Origin of the sequence: Tepidiforma sp. (assembly GCF_026419595.1) — a bacterium.
In the GTDB taxonomy this organism is placed as follows: Bacteria; Chloroflexota; Dehalococcoidia; order Tepidiformales; family Tepidiformaceae; genus Tepidiforma.
In genome coordinates, this window is the sequence record NZ_JANZZD010000001.1 from 77678 (window position 1) to 99493 (window position 21816).

Below are 21816 nucleotides of genomic sequence, written 5' to 3' on the forward strand. Positions count from 1 at the left end.
TGGAGGCGCGGCTGACTGCGCCGCGGAGGTAGCGCGATGACCATGGTCGACATCGAGACGTCGGTTGGGCCGGAGCGGCCCGGGGGCCAGGGGCTCGACCTTCTCCAGGAGGAATCCGGGAACCTCGCCATCCACAAGCTGCTGACCACGGAGGACGGCCGCGCGTGGACGGACTTCGTGGCGACGGCGCGGCAGGGGCGCGACGGGACCTGGTGGTACGAGGCGTGGGCCCTGCGGGGGATGGTCCGCTGGGTGCGGCGGTATGCCCCGGGCGGCGGGTACGAGTATGAGGTCGTGGAGGTCATCGGCGAGAACCCGCTGGCGCGGCAGGACTACCGGGCGCTGGCGACGTACGAAGAGGAGATGGCGGCGGCCGGCAACCCGGCGGACGTGCAGCAGGCGTACATCGAGCCGGAGCGTCTGACCTACCCGTACGCGTACGAGCGGATTTCGCAGCTGTTCGACAGCCCGAACGCGCCTGACCTCATCGTGAACCCGAAGAGCTACGCCTACGGGCGCCAGCCGGGCCAGCACGGGGCGCTCGACGTCGTGCAGTCGCGGTCGCCGCTGGTGTTTTCGGGGCCGGGCGTGAAGCGCGGAGTGATGATCGATGCGCCGGCGAAGCAGGTGGATATCGCGCCGACGATCGCGCACCTGATGGGCTTCCCGCTCATCGACGGGAAGGACATCACGGGACGGACCTCGAGCGAACGCGGCGCCGGGCCGGATGTCTACCTGAAGCGGCAGGACGGGCGGGTGCTCCACGAAGTGCTGGACGAGAGCACGGGCCGGCCGGAGCGGGTCTACCTCATCCTGCTCGACGGGCAGTCGCACACGGAGCTGCGGTACCGGCTGGAGCAGGAGCCGGGGGCGATCCCGAACCTGCGGCGGCTCATCGAGCGGGGGTGCATGCTGCAGTACGGGAGCATCACGAACTTCCCGAGCATCACGTGGCCGAGCCATAACGCCATCGGCACCGGCACGTGGAGCGGCCACCACGACATCGTGAACCCGACGTACTACCTGCGTGCCGAACGGCGGCAGGTTTCGCCGCAGGGCGAGCAATTCGAGACGGGCAAATACCTGAACGACGACGTCGAGACGCTGTACGAGGCGTTCAAGCGGGTCTACGGGCCGGGCGCGTTCACGGCGTCGATCAACGAGCCGTGCACCCGGGGGGCCGACCATGCCTCACTGGAGCGGCGGCTGGTGGGCGACCGCGGCCGGCTCATCGCGCTGACGAAGGAGACGGAGCACGAGATCAGCCCGCGGTGGTTCGAGGAGCTGGAAGAGGAAGGGCACAAGCTGCAGGGGCAGATCGACAACCGGGCGCTGGCGCAGGCGCGGCTGCTGTTCCTCGACGAGAGCCACCCGGCGCCGGTGTTCGTGTTCCACGAGTTCGCCCAGCCGGACAGCTCGGCGCACGACTACGGGCCGCACCACGAGGGCGCGCGGGCGGCGCTCGACGAGACGGACCGGCGCATCGGCCACATCCTGCGGACGCTCGAGGAACGGGGGCTGTTCGAGACGACGCTGTTCATCGTCACGACGGACCACGGGATGGCAACGCAGAACATCGAGCTGCGGGCGAATCCCTCGCGCATCCCGCAGCGGGACGGGATGGCGGCGGTGACCGCGGAGCCGTGCATCTACCTGCGCGACCTGCGGGTGGAGGTCGAGGTGACGCATGACGGCCGGTCCGCGCGGTTCGCGGTGATGGACAACGACGCCGACGAGCACGGCAAGTACCTGCCAGTCGCCGGGGCGGAGGTCGTCGTGACGGACCGGAAGGACGGCCTCGTGGCGCGGGTGCGGACGGACGAGAACGGGCTGGCGGCGTGCGCGGTGCCGGCCGAGCTGGAGCCGCGGGAGCTGCTCGCGGCGGTCCACGCTGAGGGGTTCAACCCGCGGCACGTCCGGCTGGACGGTTCGAACGTGTGCATCGACCTGCGCGAGGTGCTCTACGGGGCCGGGTGAGGGGCGGGTGGCGGAGATCGAGGCGGCGTGACTGGCCGCTTGCCTCACCTTCACGTGCACGGTAGATAAGACAGTTGCGTTCGCAGCCGGGACCGCGCGGCGGCCCGGACTCTTCGTATCCGGAAAGGCACAGGGTTGCACGACTATTCCAAGGTTCTCCCGCAGGCAACGCCGGAGACCCAGCCCTACTGGGATGGGTTGAAGGAAGGCAAGCTGATGCTCCAGCGCAACAAACAGACGGGCCGGGCGTACTTCCCGCCGCGGCCGTTCGACCCGCGCGACCCGTTCGCGGAGGTGGAGTGGTTCGAGGCGAGCGGCAAGGGCCGGCTCCTCAGCTACGTCATCAGCCACCGGCCGCCGCCGGGCTTCGAAGCGCCGTTCGCGATCGCCGTGGTGGAAACGGACGAGGGCATCAAGATGATGACGAACATCATCGACTGCCCGCAGACGCCGGAGGCGCTGCAGCTGGACATGCGGCTGGAGCTGGCGCCGACGAAGGTGAACGACGAAATCACGCTGCCGACGTGGCGGCCGGCGAAGGAGGCGTAGGATGCCGAAGCCAGGGAGTGTCGCGATCGTCGGGGCGGCGGAGCTCGTGTCGCCGGAGGGGCGGTTCCCGGAGCTGTCGCAGCTGGGGCTGCATGCGAAGGCGGCCATCATGGCGATGAAGGAAGCAGGGCTGAAGCCCTCGGACATCGACGGGGTGGCCTGCGCGGGCGCGAGCCCGACCGAGGTGGCGTTCTACCTCGGCATCACGCCGACGTACGTCGACGGGACGGCGGTGGGCGGCTGCTCGTTCATGATCCACGTCCGGCATGCGGTGGCCGCGATCGAATCGGGGCTGGCGAAGACGGTGCTCATCACGCACGGCGAGAGCGGGCGGTCGGGCATCGGGCGGGGCGGTTTCGGCTTCGCGCGGCAGTCGCTGAATGCCCAGTTCGAAGGCTGGACCGGCCCCATGGGCCCGCCGACGATGTTCACCGTCCCGGTGCTCCGGTACATGAAGACGTACGGGGTGACGGAGGAGCACCTCGCGATGGTGGCCGTGGTGCAGCGCGAGTACGCGGCCCGGAACCCGAACGCGATGATGAAGGACCCGATCACCATCGAGGACGTGCTGAACTCGCGGATGATCGCCTACCCGTTCCGGCTGCTGATGTGCTGCCTCGTGACGGACGGCGGCGGCGCGCTCATCCTGACCTCGGCGGACCGGGCGAAAGATTTCCCGACGAAGCCGGTGTACGTACTCGGCACGGGCGAGAGCGTGGAGACGCCGATGGTGAGCCAGATGGAGGACTTCACCAGCTCGCGGGCGTTCCGGGTGGCGGGGCCGCGGGCCTTCCAGGAGGCCGGCATCACGCACGACGACGTCGACCACCTGATGATTTATGACGCATTCGCCCACCTGCCGCTCTACGGGCTGGAGGACCTCGGGTTCGTCGGGCGCGGCGAGGCGGCGCAGTTCATCTGGGAGGGAAACACCCGGGCGAACGGCAAGCTGCCGCTGAACACGAACGGCGGCGGCCTGAGCTACACGCATTCGGGGATGTACGGGATGTACGCCCTGCAAGAGAGCGTGCGGCAGTGCCGTGGGACGGCGCCGGCGCAGATCCCGGGGGTGAAGGTGAGCGTGGCGCACGGGGTCGGCGGGATGTTCGCCGCCTCGGGCACGGTGGTGCTTTCGAACGAGCGGCCGTAAGGTTCGCTGACGACGACCTGATGCGATGCGAGGCGGGCCGGGCTGGCCCGCCTCCTTCGCGCACGAAGGAGGAGCAGGATGCCGCTCGTCATCGGGCTGGCGGGGACGATCGCCGCCGGGAAATCGACCGTGGCGCAGCTGCTGGTGGAGCGCGGCGCGCAGCACTGCGACGCCGATAAGCTCGTCCACCGGCTGTACGACCCGGGGACGCCGGGCTTCGCGCGGGTGGTGGAGGCGTTCGGCGTGGAGATCGTCGGGCCGGACGGCTATATCGACCGGAAGGTGCTCGGCGCGAAGGTGTTCGGCAAGCCGGCCGAAATGAACAAGCTCACCCGAGCAATTGGGTCGATCACGGAAGCGGTGAAGGGCGTCATCGACGGCTGGCGGGCGGAGCTGGGCGACGATGCGGTCTGCGTGATGGAGGCGGTGAACCTGATGGAGCCGGGGTACGCGCGCTGGTGCGACCAGACGTGGCTCATCGGGGTGGACGACGACATCGCGCGGCGGCGGCTGATCGAGACGCGCGGGATGTCGGAAGAGGAGGCGAACCAGCGGCTGGCGAGCATGGTGCCGCTGGCCGTGCGGGCGCCGGGCGCGGACTGGGTGTATCGGAACAACGGGACGCTGGAGGAGCTGCGGGACGCCGTCTACGGCGAGCTGGACCGGCTGCTGGCGAAGCGGGCGGCGGGCGAACCGCTGGAGTCGAAGTTCCCGGCGTGGTGGGCCGCGTTCCTCGAGCAGAACCGGGAGCGGCTGAAGCAGACGGGAGTGACCATCCCGGAGCGGGCGGACGCGCCGTGATCGCGGGCGCGATAGCGGGCGAGGGAGCGCTCCGGTAGCATCTCGGCGCACACCATTCGCACCGAGGAGAGAAGCACATGGCTGACGAAGGCTTCGAGTTCCCGGTCGACCGCACGCAGGTGATGCTGTTCGCGCGGTCGCTCCTGGACATCCGGCCGGAGTACTGGGACCCGAACGACCCGGCGACGAAGGCGGTCGGCGGGATCACGGTGCCGCCGACGTTCGTGCAGTGCAGCGCGCACTGGCAGCCGGACTATCCGCTGGACCTGACGCGCCCGCGGAAGGAGCCGCGCCAGCCGCGGCCGGAGGGCCAGGGCGGCGGCGGGCTGGGCCGCGGCCTGCACGCGGAGCAGCACTACGAGTACCACCACCCGATTTATGTCGGGGACACGCTGACGGTGACGACGCGGCCGGGCCGGCGCTGGGAGAAGGAGGGCCGCCGCGGCGGCAAGCTCCAGTTCTCCGAGACGATCACGGAGTACCGAAACCAGGACGGCGTGCTCTGCGTGACGGCGATCAGCGTCGGCGTGCAGACCGAAAAGGCTGTGGAGCAGTAGGAGGCGCGGCATGGCACTGCAGGTTGGCGACACGCGCGAGCAGGTGGTGATCGAGAAGGTCAACCGGACGCACATCGTGAAGTACGCGGGCGCGAGCGGCGACTTCAACCCGATCCACCACGATGAAATCTTCGCGAAGGAAGTGGCGGGCTACCCGTCGGTGTTCGCCCACGGGATGCTCTCGATGGGGCTGACCGGGCGGGCGCTCACGGACTGGCTCGGCGTCACGGCGCTGAAGCGGTACGGCGTGCGGTTCACGCGGCAGGTGTGGCCGGGCGATACGCTGACGGCGAAGTTCGAAGTCACGAAGGTCGAAGACGGCCTCGCGACCATCAAAGTGGTGACCGTGAACCAGAACGGCGAGACGGTCATCGAGGGCGAGGCGATCGCGAAGGCGGACGCCGTCTAGCGGTCGCGCGGTTCCCGGACGGAACGCACGAGGGCCGGCGCTGATGGCGCCGGCCCTCGCTTCGTTGCTGGCGCGCGGGCGGTCAGTCGCCGAGGCGGGGCGCCGGCGTCGCCGGGTGGACGCCGGGGCCGAGGACGCGGCCGTCGCGCTCGCTGCGGAGGCGCTCGACCACGGTATCGAGCGGGACGGAGCCGTGGTCGCCCTCGCCGCGGACGCGGAGGGAGACAGCGCGGGCCTCGGCTTCGCGGTCGCCGACGATGAGCATGTAGGGCACCTTCATCAGCTGGGCGTCGCGGATCTTGGCGTTCATCCGCTCGTTCCGGTCGTCCACCTCGACGCGGAGGCGGTGGGCGCGGAGGGCGGCGGCGACGTCCCGGGCGTAGGCGTGGTGGCGGTCGGCGATGGGGATGACGACGGCCTGGGTGGGCGCGAGCCAGAGCGGGAAGTTGCCTTCGTACTCCTCGATGAGGAGGGCGACCATCCGCTCCATCGTGGAGATGATGCCGCGGTGGACGATGATGGGCTGGTGGCGGGAGCCGTCCTCGCCGATGTATTCGAGGCCGAACTGTCGGGGGAAGTGGAAGTCGACCTGAATGGTGGCAAGGGTCTCCTCTTTGCCCTGGGCGGTCATGAACTGGACGTCGATCTTCGGGCCGTAGAAGGCGGCTTCGCCTTTCGCGGGGAAGTAGTCGAGGCCGAGGCGGTCGAGGACGCGGCGGAGGAGGGCCTCGCCCTTTTCCCACATCTCGGGGTTGTCGACGTACTTCTCCTTGTCGTCGGGGTCGCCGAGCGAGAGGCGATAGCGGTAGTTCTGGAGACCGAGGACGCCGTAGGCGTGCTCCATGAGCTGGAGGACGCCTTCGACCTCGGCTTCGACCATCTCCGGGCCGGTGCAGAAGATGTGGGCATCGTTGAGGGTCATGATGCGGACGCGGCTCATGCCGGTGACCTGTCCGCTTTTCTCCCAGCGGTGCATGTTTCCGAACTCGGCGATGCGGATGGGGAACTCGCGGTAGGAGTGGAGTTCGGAGGCGAAGACCATGATGTGGGAGGGGCAGTTCATGGGGCGGAGGACGTACTCCTCGCCTTCGCGCTCCATGATGGGGTACATCGCGTCGTGGAAGTGGTCCCAGTGGCCGGATTTTACGTAGAGCTGGCGCTTGGAGACGTTGGGTGTGACGACATGGCGGTAGCCGCGGTCGAGTTCGAGGTCTTCCATCCAGCGCTGGAGTTCGCGGCGGATGGTGGCGCCGTTGGGGAGCCAGACGACGTGGCCGGGGCCGGTCTCGTCGAAGAGTTCGAAGATTTTGAGCTCTTTGCCGATGCGGCGGTGGTCGCGGCGGCGGGCTTCTTCGAGCTGGCGTTCGTAGGCGGCGAGCTCTTCCTCGGTTTCGAAGAGGGCGCCGTACACGCGCTGGAGCTGGGGGTTCTTTTCGGAGCCGCGCCAGTAGGCGCCGGCGACGGAGGTGAGCTTGAAGGCGCCGATTTCGCCGGTGTGGTTGACGTGCCCGCCTTTGCAGAGGTCGGTGAAGGCGCCGTGGGTGCACTGGGTGATGGCGCCGTCCTCGAGGTCGCGGAGGAGGTCGAGCTTGAACGGCTGGTGCTTCCAGCGCTCGAGGGCCTCTTCGCGGGAGATGCTGGCCATCTGGAAGGGGAGCTTGCGGGCGACGCTCTCGCGCATACGGTTTTCGAGCCAGGCCAGGTCCTCGGGGGTGAGGGAGCGGGGGAGGCGGAAGTCGTAGTAGAAGCCGGTATCGATGGGCGGGCCGATGCCGAGTTCGGCATCGGGGAAGAGTTCGAGCATGGCCTCGGCGAGGACGTGGGCCGCGGAGTGGCGCATGCGGGCGAGGCGCTCCTCTTTGGGGAGGGCGGCGAGGTCGACGTGGGATTCGATGGGGGTAGCCACGGGCTGGGTGAACCTCCGGCGGGGTGTGGCGCGCCGCGTTGCCGGGACGAGCGGCGCGCTCGTGGTTCCACCCGGCTTCTCCGCGCGGAGGCACGGACTCGTTGGGGGCCGATAACGGGGCCTTCCGCGCGGCCTTATCGCCCGGTGCGGGCGCTTCGGCGCGGGCTCGCGGGTGGTGTTCGCCCGCCTGGCGCCGCGCTTTCAGCCGGTGGCGCGGCTCTCTGGTGATGGCGGCGGGCTACTCGTCCCGGTCGACGCCTGTGGCTGGCGGCTGGCCAGCCGCCTTCTGGTTGTCGACGAAAAGTATAGCACCGGGCGGCGCGGGGGCTTGCGGTTGGCCGTTCACTTGCTACAATGGAAAAGGCGTAATCTGCCCTGCGCAAGACCATGGTTCCCGAGAGGGAGAGAGGAAGCGACGAACTGAGCATGTCGGACGATGTCCTGGCCGATTCGACGATGACGAGCGACGACTCGGTGCTCGATGGCGTGCTGAGCCGCCTGTCCTCGTATGAGGAGGGGGAGGCCGCAGACGAGGACCTTGTCGGGCTCGGCCCGGAAGCCGAGGAGGAGAGCCCGCTCGACGAAGAGGAGGACGAGGAGGCGAGCATCGCGCTCCTGACCGAGGAGTCGGAAGGGATCGACGACCCGGTCCGGATGTACCTGCGCGAAATCGGGAAGGTCTATCTGCTCACGGCCGATGACGAGAAGCACCTGGCCCGGCAGATGGAGCACGGCCTGCACATCGAGGAGATCGAGAAGGAGTACGTCCAGAACTACGGGCACCCGCCTTCCGCGGGCCGGATCGCGGTGCGGCTGCTGGAGCAGTGGGCCGCGCTGCTGCCGGTGTACAAGGAGGCGAAGCGGTTCGTCGACGAGTTCGACAAGTTCGTGAAGCCGGGCCCGGACGGCGAGATGACGGTGGTGCGGAAGTGGCGCGACCCGAACGGGCGGAAGCTGAAGAACCTGAGCTATAGCGAGGTCATCGGCGACCCGCAGTTCCGCGGGCTCGTCGACGGGGAGATCGACCCGGACTTCAAACAGCACATCGTCAACAAGCTGAAGATTTCGGACGAGGACGCGCATCAGCGGATCGTGAAGCTGTCGATCGTGACGGCGGTGCTGACGCCGGAGCTCGTCCGGGAGATGGGCGAAGAGGCGGGCGGCGAAGAGCACCTCGTGCCGCCGGCGGATGACCTCATCGAGAAACTGGCGCCGCTGGAGGAGAAGCTCCGGTACCACTTCGACACCATCAAGCGGAACGGGCAGAAGGCGCAGCGGCGGCTGACCGAGGCGAACCTGCGGCTCGTGGTCTCGGTGGCGAAGAAGTACATCGGCCGGGGGATGTCGCTGCTGGACCTGATCCAGGAAGGGAACATCGGCCTCATCCGGGCGGTGGAGAAGTTCGACTACCGGAAGGGCTTCAAGTTCTCGACCTACGCGACGTGGTGGATCCGGCAGGCGATCACGCGGGCGATTGCGGACCAGGCGCGGACGATCCGCATCCCGGTCCACATGGTGGAGACGATCAACAAGCTGGTGCGGGTGAGCCGGCGGCTCGTGCAGGAGTACGGCCGGGAGCCGACGAGCGAGGAGATCGCGCGCGGGATGAGCGAATCGGGGAAGGGCGATGCCGCGCTCTTCACGCCGGAGCGGATCCGCGAAATCCAGAAGGTCTCGCAGGAGCCGGTGTCGCTGGAGACGCCGATCGGCGAGGAGGAAGACAGCCACCTCGGCGACTTCCTCGAGGACCCGAGCGCGCTGGCGCCGGCGGAGGCCGCGAGCCAGCAGCTGCTCCGCGAGCAGGTCGAAGACGTGCTCGCGAGCCTGACGGCGCGGGAGCGCCGGGTGCTGCAGCTGCGGTTCGGGCTGGAGGACGGCCGGAGCCGGACGCTCGAGGAGGTCGGCCGGGAGTTCGGCGTAACGCGTGAACGGATCCGGCAGATCGAGGCGAAGGCGCTGCGGAAGCTGCGCCATCCGAGCCGCTCGAAGAAGCTGCGCGACTACCTCGACTGAGCCGCGGAAGCGCGGAAAGAAGCACCGAACGGCGCCGGCCCCCGGGTTCCCCGGGGGCCGGCGTTTTCGCTAGCAGCCGGTTCGACCGTTCACCGCGAAGGGCGGAGAATCGGCGGCATGGCCGACCCGCGCGTGGTTTCGACGGAGCTGGTGTACCGGGGACGGCTGTTCGACGTCGAGCTGGCGACGCTGGAGATGGACGGCGGGGTCGTCGCGCGGCGCGAGACGATCCGCCACCCGGGGGCGGTGTGCATGGTGCCGGTGCTGGCGGACGGGTCGCTGCTGCTGGTCACCCAGTACCGGCACGCGGCCGGGCGGCGGCTGCTGGAGCTGCCGGCGGGGACGCTCGAGCCGGGCGAGGCGCCGGAGGCGGCGGTGGCGCGGGAGCTGCAGGAGGAGGTGGGGCACATCCCGGGGCGGGTGGTGCCGATGGGCGGGTTCTACGTGGCGCCGGGGTACACGAGCGAGTACATCCATCTGTTCGCCTGCCTCGAGCTGGCGGAATCGCGGCTGGCGGGGGATCAGGATGAGGACATCGAGGTCGAGCGGCGGACGCTCGCCGAGGCGCTGGCGGCGGTGGAGCGGGGCGAGATTTGCGACGCGAAGTCGGTGATCGGCGTGCTGCGCTGGGCGCGAATGGTCGAATCATCGAATCGGTAGGTGCGTGAAGGTTCTATAGCAGGCATGTATGAGCGCTGATTGAACGCGCCGGGGGCCGGTCGTAGGATTCGCGGGGAACTGCGGCAGGCGGCCGGTGCGGAGGCTCGCCGGGTCCGGTCCTGTCCGCCCGGGAGACCAGCCTGAGCCGGGCGGGCGACGTCCAAGGAGGGGGGCATGCTCTCAGGGACACGGGCGCGCGGCGTGCAGCCGTTGCGGCAGCGGCGCGTGAGGCCGCGAATCTGGATCCTGGACTTCTACGGCTCGGCGATTGGCAAGAAGGCGGTGATGGCGATCACCGGCATCGTGCTGCTCGGCTTCGTGCTGGTGCACATGCTGGGGAATCTGCACCTCTACGAAGGCGCCGAAAAGATGAACTGGTACGGAGAGTACCTGCGGGAGATCGGCGAGCCGATCCTGCCGCGCACGGGGCTCCTCTGGGTCGTCCGGAGCGTGCTCATCCTGGCGTTCGCGCTGCACATCCACGCGGCCTATTCGCTGACGGTGATGAACCGGCAATCGCGGAAGACGAAGTACCAGGGCGGGCGGGATTACATCGCGGCGAACTACGCGGCCCGGACGATGCGGTGGAGCGGGGTCATCGTCGGCCTGTTCGTCATCTATCACCTGATGGACCTCACCTGGGGCATGGGCGGGGCGGACTTCACGAAGGGCGAGCCGTACCAGAATGTGGTGGCGAGCCTTTCGCGATGGCCGATCGCGGGCGTCTACATCGTGGCGAACCTGCTGCTGGGGATGCACATCTACCACGGGGCGTGGAGCCTGTTCCAGTCGCTCGGCTGGTCGCACCCGCGGTTCAACCACTGGCGGCGGGCGTTCGCGGTGGCGTTCGCGGCCATCATCGTCATCGGCAACGTGTCGTTCCCGATTGCCGTGCTGACGGGCATCGTGGAGTAGGGGGAAGGCCATGCTGGATGCGAAGATCCCCGCGGGGCACATCTCGGAGAAGTGGAGCAACGCGAAGTTCGAGACGAAGCTCGTTGCGCCGCAGAACCGGCGGAAGTTCGAAATCATCGTGGTCGGGACGGGGCTGGCCGGCTCCTCGGCGGCGGCGACGCTCGGGGAGATGGGCTACAACGTCAAGGTGTTCTGCTTCCAGGACAGCCCGCGGCGGGCCCACTCGATCGCGGCGCAGGGCGGCATCAACGCGGCGAAGAACTACAAGAACGACGGCGACTCCGTCTTCCGGCTGTTCTACGACACGATCAAGGGCGGCGACTACCGGGCGCGGGAGGCGAACGTCTACCGGCTCGCCGAGATCAGCGTGCAGATCATCGACCAGTGCGTCGCGCAGGGCGTGCCGTTCGCGCGCGAGTATGGCGGCCTGCTCGATAACCGGTCGTTCGGCGGCGCCCAGGTGGCGCGGACGTTCTACGCCCGCGGCCAGACGGGCCAGCAGCTGCTGCTCGGGGCGTACCAGGCGCTTTCGCGGCAGATCGAAGCGGGCACGGTGAAGATGTACCCGCGGACGGAGATGCTCGACCTGGTCGTCGAAAACGGCCGGGCGGTCGGCATCATCACGCGGGACCTCGTGACGGGCGAAATCCAGCGGCACGCGGGCCATGCGGTGGTGCTGGCCACGGGCGGCTACGGGAACGTGTTCTACCTTTCGACGAACGCGAAGGGGAGCAACGTGACGGCGGCGTGGCGGGCACACAAGAAGGGCGCCTACTTTGCCAACCCGTGCTTCACCCAGATCCACCCGACGTGCATCCCGGTGAGCGGCGACTACCAGTCGAAGCTGACGCTGATGAGCGAGTCGCTGCGCAACGACGGCCGGATCTGGGTGCCGAAGAACCCGAACGACACGCGGCCTCCGAACCAGATCCCCGAGGAGGAGCGGGACTACTACCTCGAGCGGATGTACCCCTCGTTCGCGAACCTCGTGCCGCGCGACGTGGCCTCGCGGGCGGCGAAGCGCATGGTGGACGCGGGCTACGGGGTCGGGCCGCTGAAGAACGGGGTGTACCTCGACTTCAAGACGGCGATCGAGCGGCTCGGGCGGTCGGTCATCGAGCAGCGGTACGGCAACCTGTTCGACATGTACGAGAACATCGCCGGCGAGAACCCGTACGAAGTGCCGATGCGCATCTACCCGGCGGTGCACTACACGATGGGCGGCCTGTGGGTCGACTACAACCTGATGTCGAACCTGCCGGGGCTGTTCGTGCTGGGTGAGGCGAACTTCAGCGACCACGGCGCGAACCGGCTCGGCGCTTCGGCGCTCATGCAGGGGCTGGCGGACGGCTATTTCATCCTGCCGACGACGATCGCCGGGGACCTGGCGCCGCAGCTGAACACGCCGGTGCCGTCGACGGATTCGCCGGCGTTCCGCGAGGCGGAAGAGGCGGTGCGGGAGCAGATCAACCGGTTCCTCACCATCAAGGGCAGCCGCTCGGTGGATTCGTTCCACCGCGAGCTGGGCAAGCTGATGTGGGATTACTGCGGGATGGCGCGGAACGCCGACGGGCTGAAGCACGCGCGGCAGCGGATCGCGGAGCTCCGCGAGGAGTTCTGGAAGGACGTGAAGGTGCTGGGCGAGGGCGAGAGCCTGAACCAGTCGCTGGAGAAGGCCGGCCGGGTGGCGGACTTCTTCGAGCTGGCGGAGCTGATGTGCCAGGACGCGCTGCACCGGGAGGAATCGTGCGGCGGGCACTTCCGGGAGGAGTACCAGACGCCGGACGGCGAGGCCCAGCGCGATGACGAGCACTTCGCGTACGTGGCAGCGTGGGAGTACTGCGGCCCGGGCAAGGACGCGAAGCTGCACAAGGAAGACCTGGTGTTCGAATACGTGCACCCGACGCAGAGGAGCTACAAATGAGCACGCTGAACCTGACCCTGAAGGTGTGGCGGCAGGCCGGGCCGAACGACCCGGGGCGTTTCGAGGTGTACGAGGCGAAGGGCATCAACGAGGACATGTCGTTCCTCGAGATGCTGGACGTGGTGAACGAGCGGCTCATCGCAGAGAACAAGGAGCCGATCGCCTTCGACCACGACTGCCGCGAAGGCATCTGCGGCTCCTGCGGGATGGTCATCAACGGGGTGCCGCACGGCCCCAAGAAGCTGACGACGACCTGCCAGCTGCACATGCGGAACTTCAAGGACGGCGACACGATCGTGGTGGAGCCCTGGCGGGCGACGGCGTTCCCGGTGATCAAGGACCTGGTGGTCGACCGGTCGGCGTTCGACAAGATCATCCAGGCGGGCGGCTACATCACGGCGCCGACGGGAGCGGCGCGGGATGCGAACAGCATCCTCATCCCGAAGCAGATCGCCGACCAGGCGTTCGACGCGGCGGCGTGCATCGGGTGCGGCGCCTGCGTGGCGGCGTGCCCGAACGGTGCGGCGCAGCTCTTCACGGCGGCGAAAATTTCGCACCTGAACCTGCTGCCGCAGGGCCAGCCGGAGCGCTGGAGCCGGACGGTGGCGATGGTCGACACGATGGAGGAGTACTTCGGCAGCTGCACGAACTACGCGGAGTGCGAGGCGGTCTGCCCGAAAGGGATCAGCATCGAGTTCATCGCGAAGATGAACCGGGACTACCTGAAGGCGAAGTTCAAGGACCGCAGGGCGGTGGTGAAGGTCGACATGACGGAGGCGGCCGGCTGACGTTCGGCCGCAGCATCCCCTAGGGCGGCCGGCGCCGGCGGGTCAGGGAAGCGCCCGATATCGAGGCTGGCAGGGGCTCCCGAGACTGGTGGAGACACCGACTCGGGAGCCTTCGTATGTCCGGAACCGGGAGCCGCGGGCTGCTTTCGCGGGTATCCGTCGCCAACCTGCTGCTGGCGGCGTGCTTCGGCACCGTCGCCCTCATCGCGGTGATGGGCGGGATGGGCTATGTGTTCCTGTCCGACGCGGGCGAGAGCGGGAAGGCGAAGCTGCTCGGGGGCCTCGCCGCGGCTGCGGGGTTCGGCGCGACGGCGGCCGGGCTGTGGCTCTGGCGGCAGATCCGCGCCGGGTCGGAGCCGGTGGTGCGGGCGGCGCGAGACCTCGCGCTGGGCATCCTGCCAGCGGAGCCGCCCTCCGGCGGAGTCGGGGAGTTCGCCGAGCTGGCGGATTCGTTCGGCGAGGCGATCACCCACCTGCGGCGGCTGAGCGAGGTCGCGCAGAAGATCGCCGCGGGCGACCTCACGACACCGGTGCCGAAGGTTTCGGAACAGGACGTGCTCGGCTGTGCCATGCAGGGCATGGTGGACAACCTGCGCGACGTGGTCGGCAAGGTGCTCACCGGGACGCGGGAGGTCGTGTCGGCGGCGGAGGAGGTGGACCGGTCCTCTGAGCTGATGCGGAGCGCAGCGCAGGAGATCGCGAACGCGACGGGCGAGGTGAGCTCGGCGTCGGTGCACCTGGCCGAGCTGGCCGCGACCTCTGACCGGGACGCGGCGGAGCTCTCGGGCGCGCTCGAGGCGATGGTCGAGAGCGCGCAGGAGAGCGCCGAGGCGGCGCGAGCGTCGCGGGAGGAGGCGGAGCGGATCGGCCAGCGGATCGCCGAGGTGACGGTGCACGCCTCGCGGGTGGCGGATGAGGCGGCCCGCAGCCAGGAGGTCGCGACGGAAGGGTACGAGGCGGTGCAGCTGGCGATCCGGGCGATCGACGGGCTGGCGGCCTCGGTCGAAGCGACGGCGCGCACGGTCGACGAACTGGGGACGTTCGGCGAGCAGATCGGCGACATCGTGCGCACGATCGACGAAATCGCGGGGCAGACGAACCTGCTCGCGCTGAACGCGGCGATCGAAGCGGCGCGGGCGGGCGAGCAGGGCCGGGGGTTCGCTGTGGTGGCCGACAGCGTGCGGGCGCTGGCCGAGCGCTCCTCGGCAGCGACGAAGGAGATCGCGGCGCTGGTCGGGCGGGTGCAGGAGGGCACCCAGCAGGCGGTCGCGGCGATGACGGCGGGGGTCGCGCAGGCGGAGGAGGGCCGGACGGTCTCGGCGCGAGCGGGCGATTCGCTGCGGGCGATCATCGAGGCGGTGCGGGGCTCGACCGCGCAGATGCAGGGCATCGCGGCGGAGATCGGCAGCCTGAAGGCCGGCGCCGAGCGCATCGTAGCGGCCGTGACGACGATCGCCGCGGGCGCGGAGCAGTCGGCGGAGCGGGCAGCCGAGACGGCGCGGGCAGCGGCGTCGCTGCGGAGCGCGGTGCTGCAGGTCGCGGCGACGAGCGAGGAGAACTCGGCGGCGGCCGAGCAGGTGGCGGCTTCGACCGAAGAGCTGACGGCCCACGCCGGGCAGCTGGACCAGACGGCGAAGCGGATGCAGGCGCTGGCGCAGGACCTGAAGGCGACCTCGGAGAAGTTCGCCTGGGAGCGGCGGAAGACCGACGTGCCGGTCGCGGTGGACCGGCGGAGGCGGCCGGCTGCCTGAAGGCCGGCAGGGTCCCGCCCGGGCCGTGTGACGGGGCCGGCAGCGCTCCGGTAACGTAGACGGCGTGGGACGGCGCCGAACGAGGAAGGCCGAACGGCGGCTCCAGCAGCGGGGCCGGGCCTGGTGGGAGGACACGGGGCCGGGCCGGGGTGCGGATTTCCCGCCGGCGGCCCCGCTGCCGGCGTTCGACCCGGGCGACGCGTGGGCGGACGACCCGTGGGACGACGGCGATCTGCTGGCGGCGTTCAGCGGCGGGCGCGGCACGGCGGCAACCCGAACCTGCGGGGACTGCCGGGAGTTCGTGGAGGACGGCGAGCTGGGGCGGGGGACGTGCCTGCACCCGGGGAGCGGAGTGCTGCACCCGTGGACGGACACGGCGGGGTGCGATTTCTGGAGCCGCGGCGGGCGGCGGTGAGCATCGCGCTGATGACGCGCCTACAAGATCTTGTGGTTCCCGGCGGATCGCACCCCAGATCTAGTTGACAGGGCCGCGCCGGGTGCTGCAGTATTCGCCCTGCGCCGCGCGGGCCCACAGGAACTGCGAAGGCGCCTACACACCTCAGGAGTTTATGTCGCGGTGCGGTGTCCCTACTGCCACTACCGGGATTCGCGGGTGACGGACAGCCGGTCGACGGACGACGGCATCCGGCGGCGGCGGCAGTGCATCCGCTGCGGCGAGCGGTTCACCACGGTGGAGCTCGTGCAGCTGGCGACCGTGCAGGTGGTGAAGCGGGACGGCCGGCGGGAGGAGTTTTCGCGCGAGAAGCTGCTGCGGGGTCTCCGGGCCGCGTGCGCGAAGCGGAACATCTCCGTCGGGCAGCTCGAGGGCATCGTGGCGGAGATCGAGGCGAAGGTGCTGGCGGATGGACGGGCAGAGGTGCCATCGCAGGTCGTGGGAGAACTTGCGATGGATGCGCTGCGGAAGCTCGACCACATCGCCTATATCCGGTTCGCCTCGGTCTACCGCTCGTTCGCGGACATCGAATCGCTGAAGGAGGCGGTGGAGCAGCTCGAACAGGGCCGGGTGCCGACGTTCGAGGAGCGCACGCTGCAGCTTTCGCTGCCGGAACCGGAGCCGACCGACCTGCGCGCGGCGCGGGTCCAGCGCGAGGCGCCCGGGGCGCTGGCGGAATCGGCACGGTAGCGCCGTGAAGATCTGGGAAGTCCACGCGAGCCTGGGGCACGCGCCCATCCGGACGACGCCGGACGGCGACGCCGACGTCGGCGGGCTGCTCCTTTCGGAGAAGGCGTACCTGCTCGTGATGCGGGTGATGCGCCCGCAGGAGCTCGCGCGGCTGGTCGAAGCCGAAGGCCCGGCCAGCGCGGCCGAGCGGCTGATCGCGCTGCTCGCCGGCGAGGGTGTGGATGGGACGGGGCGGACACTGGTGATGGGCCGCACGCGGCTCGGCGAGCCGATTTTGCGGAGAAGCGACGAGCCGGCGCCGGCGGAGGCCGGTCGCTGGCAGCCCTAGACAGAAAGAACAAACGTTCGTAATCTACGGCCCCACCCCGACGGGGCCGCCAACAAGGGAGGAAGGCCATGGTCACCACGACGCACGATTTGCCCGGGCTTGGGGGCGACTTTCGCCCCGCGGAGCTTTCGCACAACGCGAAGGTGGTGATCGAACGCCGGATTGCGAAGCGGAACGAGCAGGGCGACGCGGTCGAGACGCCGGATGAGGTGTTCCGCCGGGTGGCGCGGAACCTGGCGGAAGCCGAGCTGCGGTTCGGCGGCACCGAACAGGACCGGGCCGCAGCCGAGGAGTCGTTCTACCGGCTGATGGCCTCGCTGGACTTCCTGCCGAACTCGCCGACGCTGGTGAACGCGGGCCGTGAGCTGCAGCAGCTCTCGGCGTGCTTCGTCCTGCCGGTGCCGGATTCGATCGAAGGGATCTTCGAGGCGATCAAGCAGACGGCGATCATCCACAAGTCGGGCGGCGGCACCGGCTTCGCGTTTTCGCGCCTGCGGCCGGCGAACGCGAAGGTGAAGACGACGATGGGCGTGGCGAGCGGGCCGGTGTCGTTCATGAAGGTGTTCGATGCGGCGACGGAGGCGATCAAGCAGGGCGGCACCCGCCGCGGCGCGAACATGGGCATCCTCCGCGTCGACCACCCGGACATCGATGAGTTCATCGAGATGAAGGCGGACATGACGACGCTGACGAACTTCAACATCAGCGTGGCCGTGACCGAGGCCTTCATGGAGGCGCTGGAGCGCGGGACGACGTACGACATCATCGACCCGCAGACGGGCGAGCCGATGGGCAAGCGCGACGCCCGCGAAGTGTGGGAGAAGATGGTGCGGAACGCCTGGAAGAACGGCGACCCGGGCGTGGTGTTCATCGACCGGATCAACGCGGGGCGGGCGAATCCCGTGCCGAAGCGCGGCCCGATCGAATCGACGAACCCGTGCGGCGAACAGCCGCTCTACCCGCACGATTCGTGCAACCTCGGCTCCATCAACCTGAAGAACTTCACGGTGGGCGAGCCGGGTTCGAAGCGGGTGGACTTCGACCGGCTGCGGACGACGGTCTGGCGGTGCGTCCACATGCTGGACAACGTCATCGAGATGAACGCCTACCCGATCCCGGAGATTGCGGAGACGTCGCACGCCATCCGGCGGATCGGCCTCGGGGTGATGGGCTGGGCGGACATGCTGATCGACCTGCGCATCCCGTACAACTCGGAGGCGGCGCTGCAGCTGGCGCGGGACGTCATGTCGTTCATCCAAAGGGAGGCGGACGCGGCGAGCGAGCAGCTGGCCCGGGTGCGCGGGAACTTCCCGGACTGGGCCGATTCGATCTACGGGCCGAAGGGGCCCGAGGGGCCGCGGCCGATGCGGAACGCGACGCGGACGACGATCGCGCCGACGGGCACGCTGAGCATCATCGCGAACTGCTCGGGCGGCATCGAGCCGGTGTTCGCGCTGGCGTTCATCCGCTCGCACTACCTGGACAAGAACGACCCGACGAAGCGGACCGAGCTGACCGAGGTGAACGAGCAGTTCGAAGCGGTGGCGCGGGCGGAGGGCTTCTACAGCGACGAGCTGATGCGGTTCCTCGCGGAAGGCGGCCACCTCGCCGAGCGGCCGGAAGTGCCGCAGTGGGTGAAGGACGTCTTCGTCACCGCGCACGAAATCGCGCCGGAGTGGCACGTCCGGATGCAGGCGGCCTTCCAGCAGTTCACCGACAACGCGGTCTCGAAGACGATCAACTTCCCGAACTCGGCGACGATCGACGACGTGCGGATTTCGTACGAGCTGGCATACCGGACGGGCTGCAAGGGCATCACCATCTACCGGGACGGCTCGCGCGAGTTCCAGGTGCTGAAGCACGCGGAGAAGTCGGACGCGGAAAAGGCGGTCGAGGCGGCGCAGGCGATCGTGGCGCAGGCCGCCGGGCCGGTGCGGCGGCGGCTGCCGGACGAGCGGCAGGCGATCACGCACAAGTTCCGGGTCGGCGAGCAGGAAGGCTACATGACGGTCGGCCTGTTCGAAGACGGGACGCCGGGCGAGGTGTTCATCAACGTTTCGAAGCAGGGGTCGACCGTTTCGGGGCTGATGGACACCGTGGCGATGCTGACGAGCTACGCGCTGCAGTACGGCGTGCCGCTCTCGGAGCTGGCCTCGAAGCTGAAGAACACGCGATTCGAGCCGAGCGGCCCGACGAGCAACAAGGAGATCCCGATCGCGACGAGCATCGTGGACTACGTGTTCCGGTGGCTGGAGCTGAAGTTCGGCGGTTCGAAGGCGGCGGCGCAGCCGGCGCTCATCCCGCCGGACCTCGTGGTGGAGAGCACGGGCCCGAGCGTGGCGGCGAAGCTGCACAGCGACGCGGTCGCGAGCGGGGTCGGCTGCCCGGAGTGCGGCGCGGTGCTGTACTACGCGGAGGGCTGCCTCGTCTGCCACAACTGCTTCTACAACAAGTGCGGCTGAGCTGACCGGCCGGACGCCGCAGCACAGGAGGGGCGCGGGGATTCTCCCGCGCCCCTCCTGCCGTTCGACAGCGGGGCGGAGGGCCGCCACAATCGAGCCATGGGGTTCTATTACGGGCCGAGCTCGCCGCAGGATGACCCGCCGCCGGGCTCGTGGAAAGAGACGTTCGTCATCATCTGGGTCGTGTTCAAGACGCTGGCCCTGCCGCTCGGCCTGCTGTTCGGCGCTATCCTGGGGTTCGTCATCGTGCTCTGGGCGTTCCTGACCTCGGCGCTGCTGGGGCTCGCGCTGCTCGGGCTGATCGTGGCGGCCGTCGTCGCGCGCGGGGTTTGGGAAGCGCGGCACCCGCCGGACCTGCCGTGACGGCTGCGATGACGTCGATCGCCGACCGGGTCGCCGGGGTGCGGCAGCGCATCGCGCGGGCGTGCGAGCGCGCGGGGCGGGACCCGGGCGGGGTCCGGCTGATTGCGGTGAGCAAGACGTTCGGGCCGGAGGCGGTCGCCGAGGCACTGGCCGCAGGGGTGACGGACTTCGGCGAAAACCGGGTGCAGGAAGCGCTGCCAAAGATTGCGGCGGTCGCGGGTGTCGCCGCCGAGCGCGGGCTGCCGGCGCCGCGCTGGCACATGGTGGGGCACCTGCAATCGAACAAGGCCCGGGCGGCCGCGGGGGCCTTTGCTATACTCCACGGCATCGATTCGACCCGCCTCCTGGACGTGCTGGAGCGTACCGCCGGGGACCGCATCATCCCCGTGCTGCTCGAAGTGAACGTCGCCGGCGAAGCGACGAAGTACGGCTTCGCGCCGGACGATGTGGCGGCCGCCTTGGCGTATGCGCGGGGACTCAGCCGGGTGCGGGTCGAAGGGCTGATGACGGTTGCGCCGCCGGTCCGCGACCCCGAGGAGGCGCGGCCGGTGTTTCGCCAACTGGCAGGCCTGGCACGCGAGTGCGGCCTGCGCGAGCTGTCGATGGGCATGACCGGCGACTTCGAGGTCGCCATCGAAGAAGGAGCGACGATGGTGCGCATCGGCCGGGCGATTTTCGGAGAACGGGCATGAAGGCAGCGATCGTCGGCGGCGGCGTGATGGGCGAGGCGCTCCTCGCCGGGGCGCTGGACCGCGGCATCTTCGAACCGGCGGATGTGACCGTCGTCGAAAAGGTCGAGGCGCGCCGGACGCAGCTCCGCGCGGCTTACGGCATCGAGGCGACGGGCGATTTCGGGCCGATGGGCGATGCGGGGCTCGTGGTCCTCGCGGTGAAGCCGCAGGAGCTGGCGACGGTCAAAGGCAGGGTGCGGCCGGGCGCGCTCATCCTCTCGATCATGGCGGGGGTGCGGATCGCCACGATCCAGGCGGCGTTCGACCACCCGTTCGTCGTGCGGGCGATGCCGAACACGCCGGCGGCGATCCGGGCCGGGATGACGGCCTGGACGGCTGCGCCGGCGGTGACGGTCGAACAGCGGAGCGTGGCGCGCCAGCTGCTGGGCGCCATCGGCCGCGAGGTGTACGTGGACGACGAGCGGAAGGTCGACATGGCAACGGCGGTGAGCGGGAGCGGGCCGGCGTACGTGTTCCTGTTCATCGAGGCGCTCATCGAAGGGGCGGTCACGGTCGGGCTGCCGCGTGCGCAGGCCGAGGAGCTGGTGGTGCAGACGGTGCTGGGCGCGGCGCAGTACGCGCAGGAGAGCGGGAAGAGCGCCGCCGAGCTGCGGGCGATGGTGACCTCGCCGGCGGGTACGACCTCGGCGGGGCTGCTCGAGCTGGAGAAGGGCGCGCTGCGCGCATCGGTCATCGAAGCGGTGCGGGCCGCGTTCGCGCGAGCGGTCGAACTCGGGGGGCCGGCGTGAACCCCGCGATCGCGCAGCTGTTCACGCTGTTTCTCTGGCTGCTCATCCTCGCGATCTTCCTGCGCTCGCTGATGAGCTGGTTCCCGATCAGCCAGGACAACGAGGTCGCGCGGCTGCTCTACCGCATCACGGAGCCGCTGCTGGAGCCGGTGCGGCGGGTGCTCCCGCGGACGGGGTTCATCGACTTCTCCGGGATGGTGGTGATCATCCTGCTGTACGTGATGATTTCGGTGGTGCAGCGCGCCGCGGCGCAATGATGACGGGGGCTTCACCGGCCGATCTGGTAAGCTGGAAGCAGCGACGCCGGGGGGTCGAGCCATCAATCCGTACGTTGCCCAGCTGACGTTTACCTGGCTGAACATCCTGACCTGGGCGATCATCGCGCGGGCGCTGCTGAGCTGGCTGCCGGTCGACCAGGCGAGCCCGCTGTACCAGCTGCTGTTCCGCGTGACGGAGCCGATCATCGACCCGTTCCGGCGGGTGATGCCGCGGGCCGGGATGATCGACCTCTCGCCCATGATGGCGATCCTGGCGCTGCTGGTGATGCAGCAGCTGGTCGCGATGCTGGTGGCCCCGGCCTGAACGGCGCCGGGGCGGGCCGGGGGCGTGCGCGGCACTCGATCCGAGCGGGCGGCGGTG

Annotated in this window: 22 protein-coding genes and 1 pseudogene; 22 read left to right on the plus strand and 1 reads right to left on the minus strand. The window is 69.4% G+C overall.

Annotation, left to right across the window (positions count from 1 at the left end; all coding sequences use genetic code 11):
* The first annotated feature begins 36 nt into the window (after window positions 1–36).
* The 6 genes from N2041_RS00365 (at window position 37) to N2041_RS00390 (ending at window position 5443) form a co-directional block, all read left to right on the plus strand.
* Complete coding sequence (locus tag N2041_RS00365; RefSeq protein ID WP_297674730.1) at window positions 37–1977, plus strand: alkaline phosphatase family protein; 1941 nt, start codon at window positions 37–39, stop codon at window positions 1975–1977.
* Between the two features lie 135 nt (window positions 1978–2112).
* Window positions 2113–2526: a Zn-ribbon domain-containing OB-fold protein gene (locus N2041_RS00370; protein ID WP_367187662.1), complete on the plus strand. Its 414-nt coding sequence runs from the start codon at window positions 2113–2115 to the stop codon at window positions 2524–2526.
* Window position 2527: 1 nt separating this feature from the next.
* Window positions 2528–3676, plus strand: coding sequence for a hypothetical protein (locus tag N2041_RS00375; RefSeq protein WP_297674732.1), 1149 nt, complete (start codon window positions 2528–2530; stop codon window positions 3674–3676).
* A 78-nt stretch (window positions 3677–3754) separates the two neighbouring features.
* Entirely contained in the window at window positions 3755–4477 is a 723-nt protein-coding gene (gene coaE, locus N2041_RS00380) for a dephospho-CoA kinase (protein WP_297674734.1), read from the plus strand.
* A gap of 77 nt (window positions 4478–4554) precedes the next feature.
* The gene (locus N2041_RS00385; RefSeq protein ID WP_297674736.1) at window positions 4555–5034 is read left to right on the plus strand and encodes a MaoC family dehydratase N-terminal domain-containing protein; all 480 of its coding nucleotides are present in this window, start codon (window positions 4555–4557) and stop codon (window positions 5032–5034) included.
* Window positions 5035–5044: 10 nt separating this feature from the next.
* On the plus strand, window positions 5045–5443 hold the full coding sequence (locus N2041_RS00390) for a MaoC/PaaZ C-terminal domain-containing protein (RefSeq protein ID WP_297674738.1): 399 nt from the start codon (window positions 5045–5047) through the stop codon (window positions 5441–5443).
* A gap of 82 nt (window positions 5444–5525) precedes the next feature.
* On the opposite strand, the gene thrS is transcribed toward N2041_RS00390, so the two are convergent.
* The gene (gene thrS, locus N2041_RS00395) at window positions 5526–7349 is read right to left on the minus strand and encodes a threonine--tRNA ligase (protein WP_297674740.1); all 1824 of its coding nucleotides are present in this window, start codon (window positions 7347–7349) and stop codon (window positions 5526–5528) included.
* Between the two features lie 654 nt (window positions 7350–8003).
* Between thrS and N2041_RS14890 the strand changes: the two are divergent.
* The 16 genes and pseudogenes from N2041_RS14890 to N2041_RS00470 form a co-directional block, all read left to right on the plus strand.
* A pseudogene (locus tag N2041_RS14890) lies at window positions 8004–8075 on the plus strand (sigma-70 factor domain-containing protein); the annotation flags it as partial.
* Window positions 8076–8261: 186 nt separating this feature from the next.
* Complete coding sequence (rpoD, locus tag N2041_RS00400) at window positions 8262–9362, plus strand: RNA polymerase sigma factor RpoD (protein ID WP_367187666.1); 1101 nt, start codon at window positions 8262–8264, stop codon at window positions 9360–9362.
* Window positions 9363–9479: 117 nt separating this feature from the next.
* A complete protein-coding gene (locus N2041_RS00405) occupies window positions 9480–10022 on the plus strand; it encodes an NUDIX hydrolase (protein ID WP_297674744.1) in 543 nt (180 codons plus the stop codon).
* Between the two features lie 225 nt (window positions 10023–10247).
* Window positions 10248–10937 (plus strand): succinate dehydrogenase cytochrome b subunit, encoded by a 690-nt coding sequence (locus tag N2041_RS00410; protein WP_297674745.1) that lies wholly within the window; start codon window positions 10248–10250, stop codon window positions 10935–10937.
* 10 nt (window positions 10938–10947) lie between these two features.
* Window positions 10948–12861: a fumarate reductase/succinate dehydrogenase flavoprotein subunit gene (locus tag N2041_RS00415; protein ID WP_297674746.1), complete on the plus strand. Its 1914-nt coding sequence runs from the start codon at window positions 10948–10950 to the stop codon at window positions 12859–12861.
* Window positions 12862–12866: 5 nt separating this feature from the next.
* A complete protein-coding gene (locus N2041_RS00420) occupies window positions 12867–13649 on the plus strand; it encodes a succinate dehydrogenase/fumarate reductase iron-sulfur subunit (RefSeq protein ID WP_367187667.1) in 783 nt (260 codons plus the stop codon).
* Between the two features lie 116 nt (window positions 13650–13765).
* Complete coding sequence (locus N2041_RS00425; RefSeq protein WP_297674750.1) at window positions 13766–15400, plus strand: methyl-accepting chemotaxis protein; 1635 nt, start codon at window positions 13766–13768, stop codon at window positions 15398–15400.
* A 64-nt stretch (window positions 15401–15464) separates the two neighbouring features.
* Entirely contained in the window at window positions 15465–15815 is a 351-nt protein-coding gene (locus N2041_RS00430) for a hypothetical protein (protein WP_297674752.1), read from the plus strand.
* 162 nt (window positions 15816–15977) lie between these two features.
* The gene (gene nrdR / locus N2041_RS00435) at window positions 15978–16544 is read left to right on the plus strand and encodes a transcriptional regulator NrdR (protein ID WP_297674755.1); all 567 of its coding nucleotides are present in this window, start codon (window positions 15978–15980) and stop codon (window positions 16542–16544) included.
* 4 nt (window positions 16545–16548) lie between these two features.
* On the plus strand, window positions 16549–16872 hold the full coding sequence (locus tag N2041_RS00440) for a hypothetical protein (RefSeq protein ID WP_297674757.1): 324 nt from the start codon (window positions 16549–16551) through the stop codon (window positions 16870–16872).
* 68 nt (window positions 16873–16940) lie between these two features.
* Entirely contained in the window at window positions 16941–19334 is a 2394-nt protein-coding gene (locus N2041_RS00445) for a vitamin B12-dependent ribonucleotide reductase (protein ID WP_297674759.1), read from the plus strand.
* Between the two features lie 99 nt (window positions 19335–19433).
* Window positions 19434–19697: a hypothetical protein gene (locus tag N2041_RS00450; RefSeq protein ID WP_297674761.1), complete on the plus strand. Its 264-nt coding sequence runs from the start codon at window positions 19434–19436 to the stop codon at window positions 19695–19697.
* Window positions 19694–20389 (plus strand): YggS family pyridoxal phosphate-dependent enzyme, encoded by a 696-nt coding sequence (locus N2041_RS00455; RefSeq protein ID WP_297674764.1) that lies wholly within the window; start codon window positions 19694–19696, stop codon window positions 20387–20389. The genes N2041_RS00450 and N2041_RS00455 overlap by 4 nt, the downstream gene beginning before the upstream one ends.
* Window positions 20386–21177 carry a pyrroline-5-carboxylate reductase gene (proC, locus tag N2041_RS00460; RefSeq protein ID WP_297674766.1) on the plus strand — a complete coding sequence of 264 codons (792 nt, stop codon included), beginning with the start codon at window positions 20386–20388 and terminating at the stop codon, window positions 21175–21177. The genes N2041_RS00455 and proC overlap by 4 nt, the downstream gene beginning before the upstream one ends.
* Window positions 21174–21434 carry a YggT family protein gene (locus N2041_RS00465; RefSeq protein ID WP_297674768.1) on the plus strand — a complete coding sequence of 87 codons (261 nt, stop codon included), beginning with the start codon at window positions 21174–21176 and terminating at the stop codon, window positions 21432–21434. Before proC ends, N2041_RS00465 begins: the two co-directional genes overlap by 4 nt.
* A 103-nt stretch (window positions 21435–21537) precedes the next feature.
* The gene (locus N2041_RS00470; protein WP_367187668.1) at window positions 21538–21759 is read left to right on the plus strand and encodes a YggT family protein; all 222 of its coding nucleotides are present in this window, start codon (window positions 21538–21540) and stop codon (window positions 21757–21759) included.
* The last annotated feature ends 57 nt before the right edge of the window (window positions 21760–21816 follow it).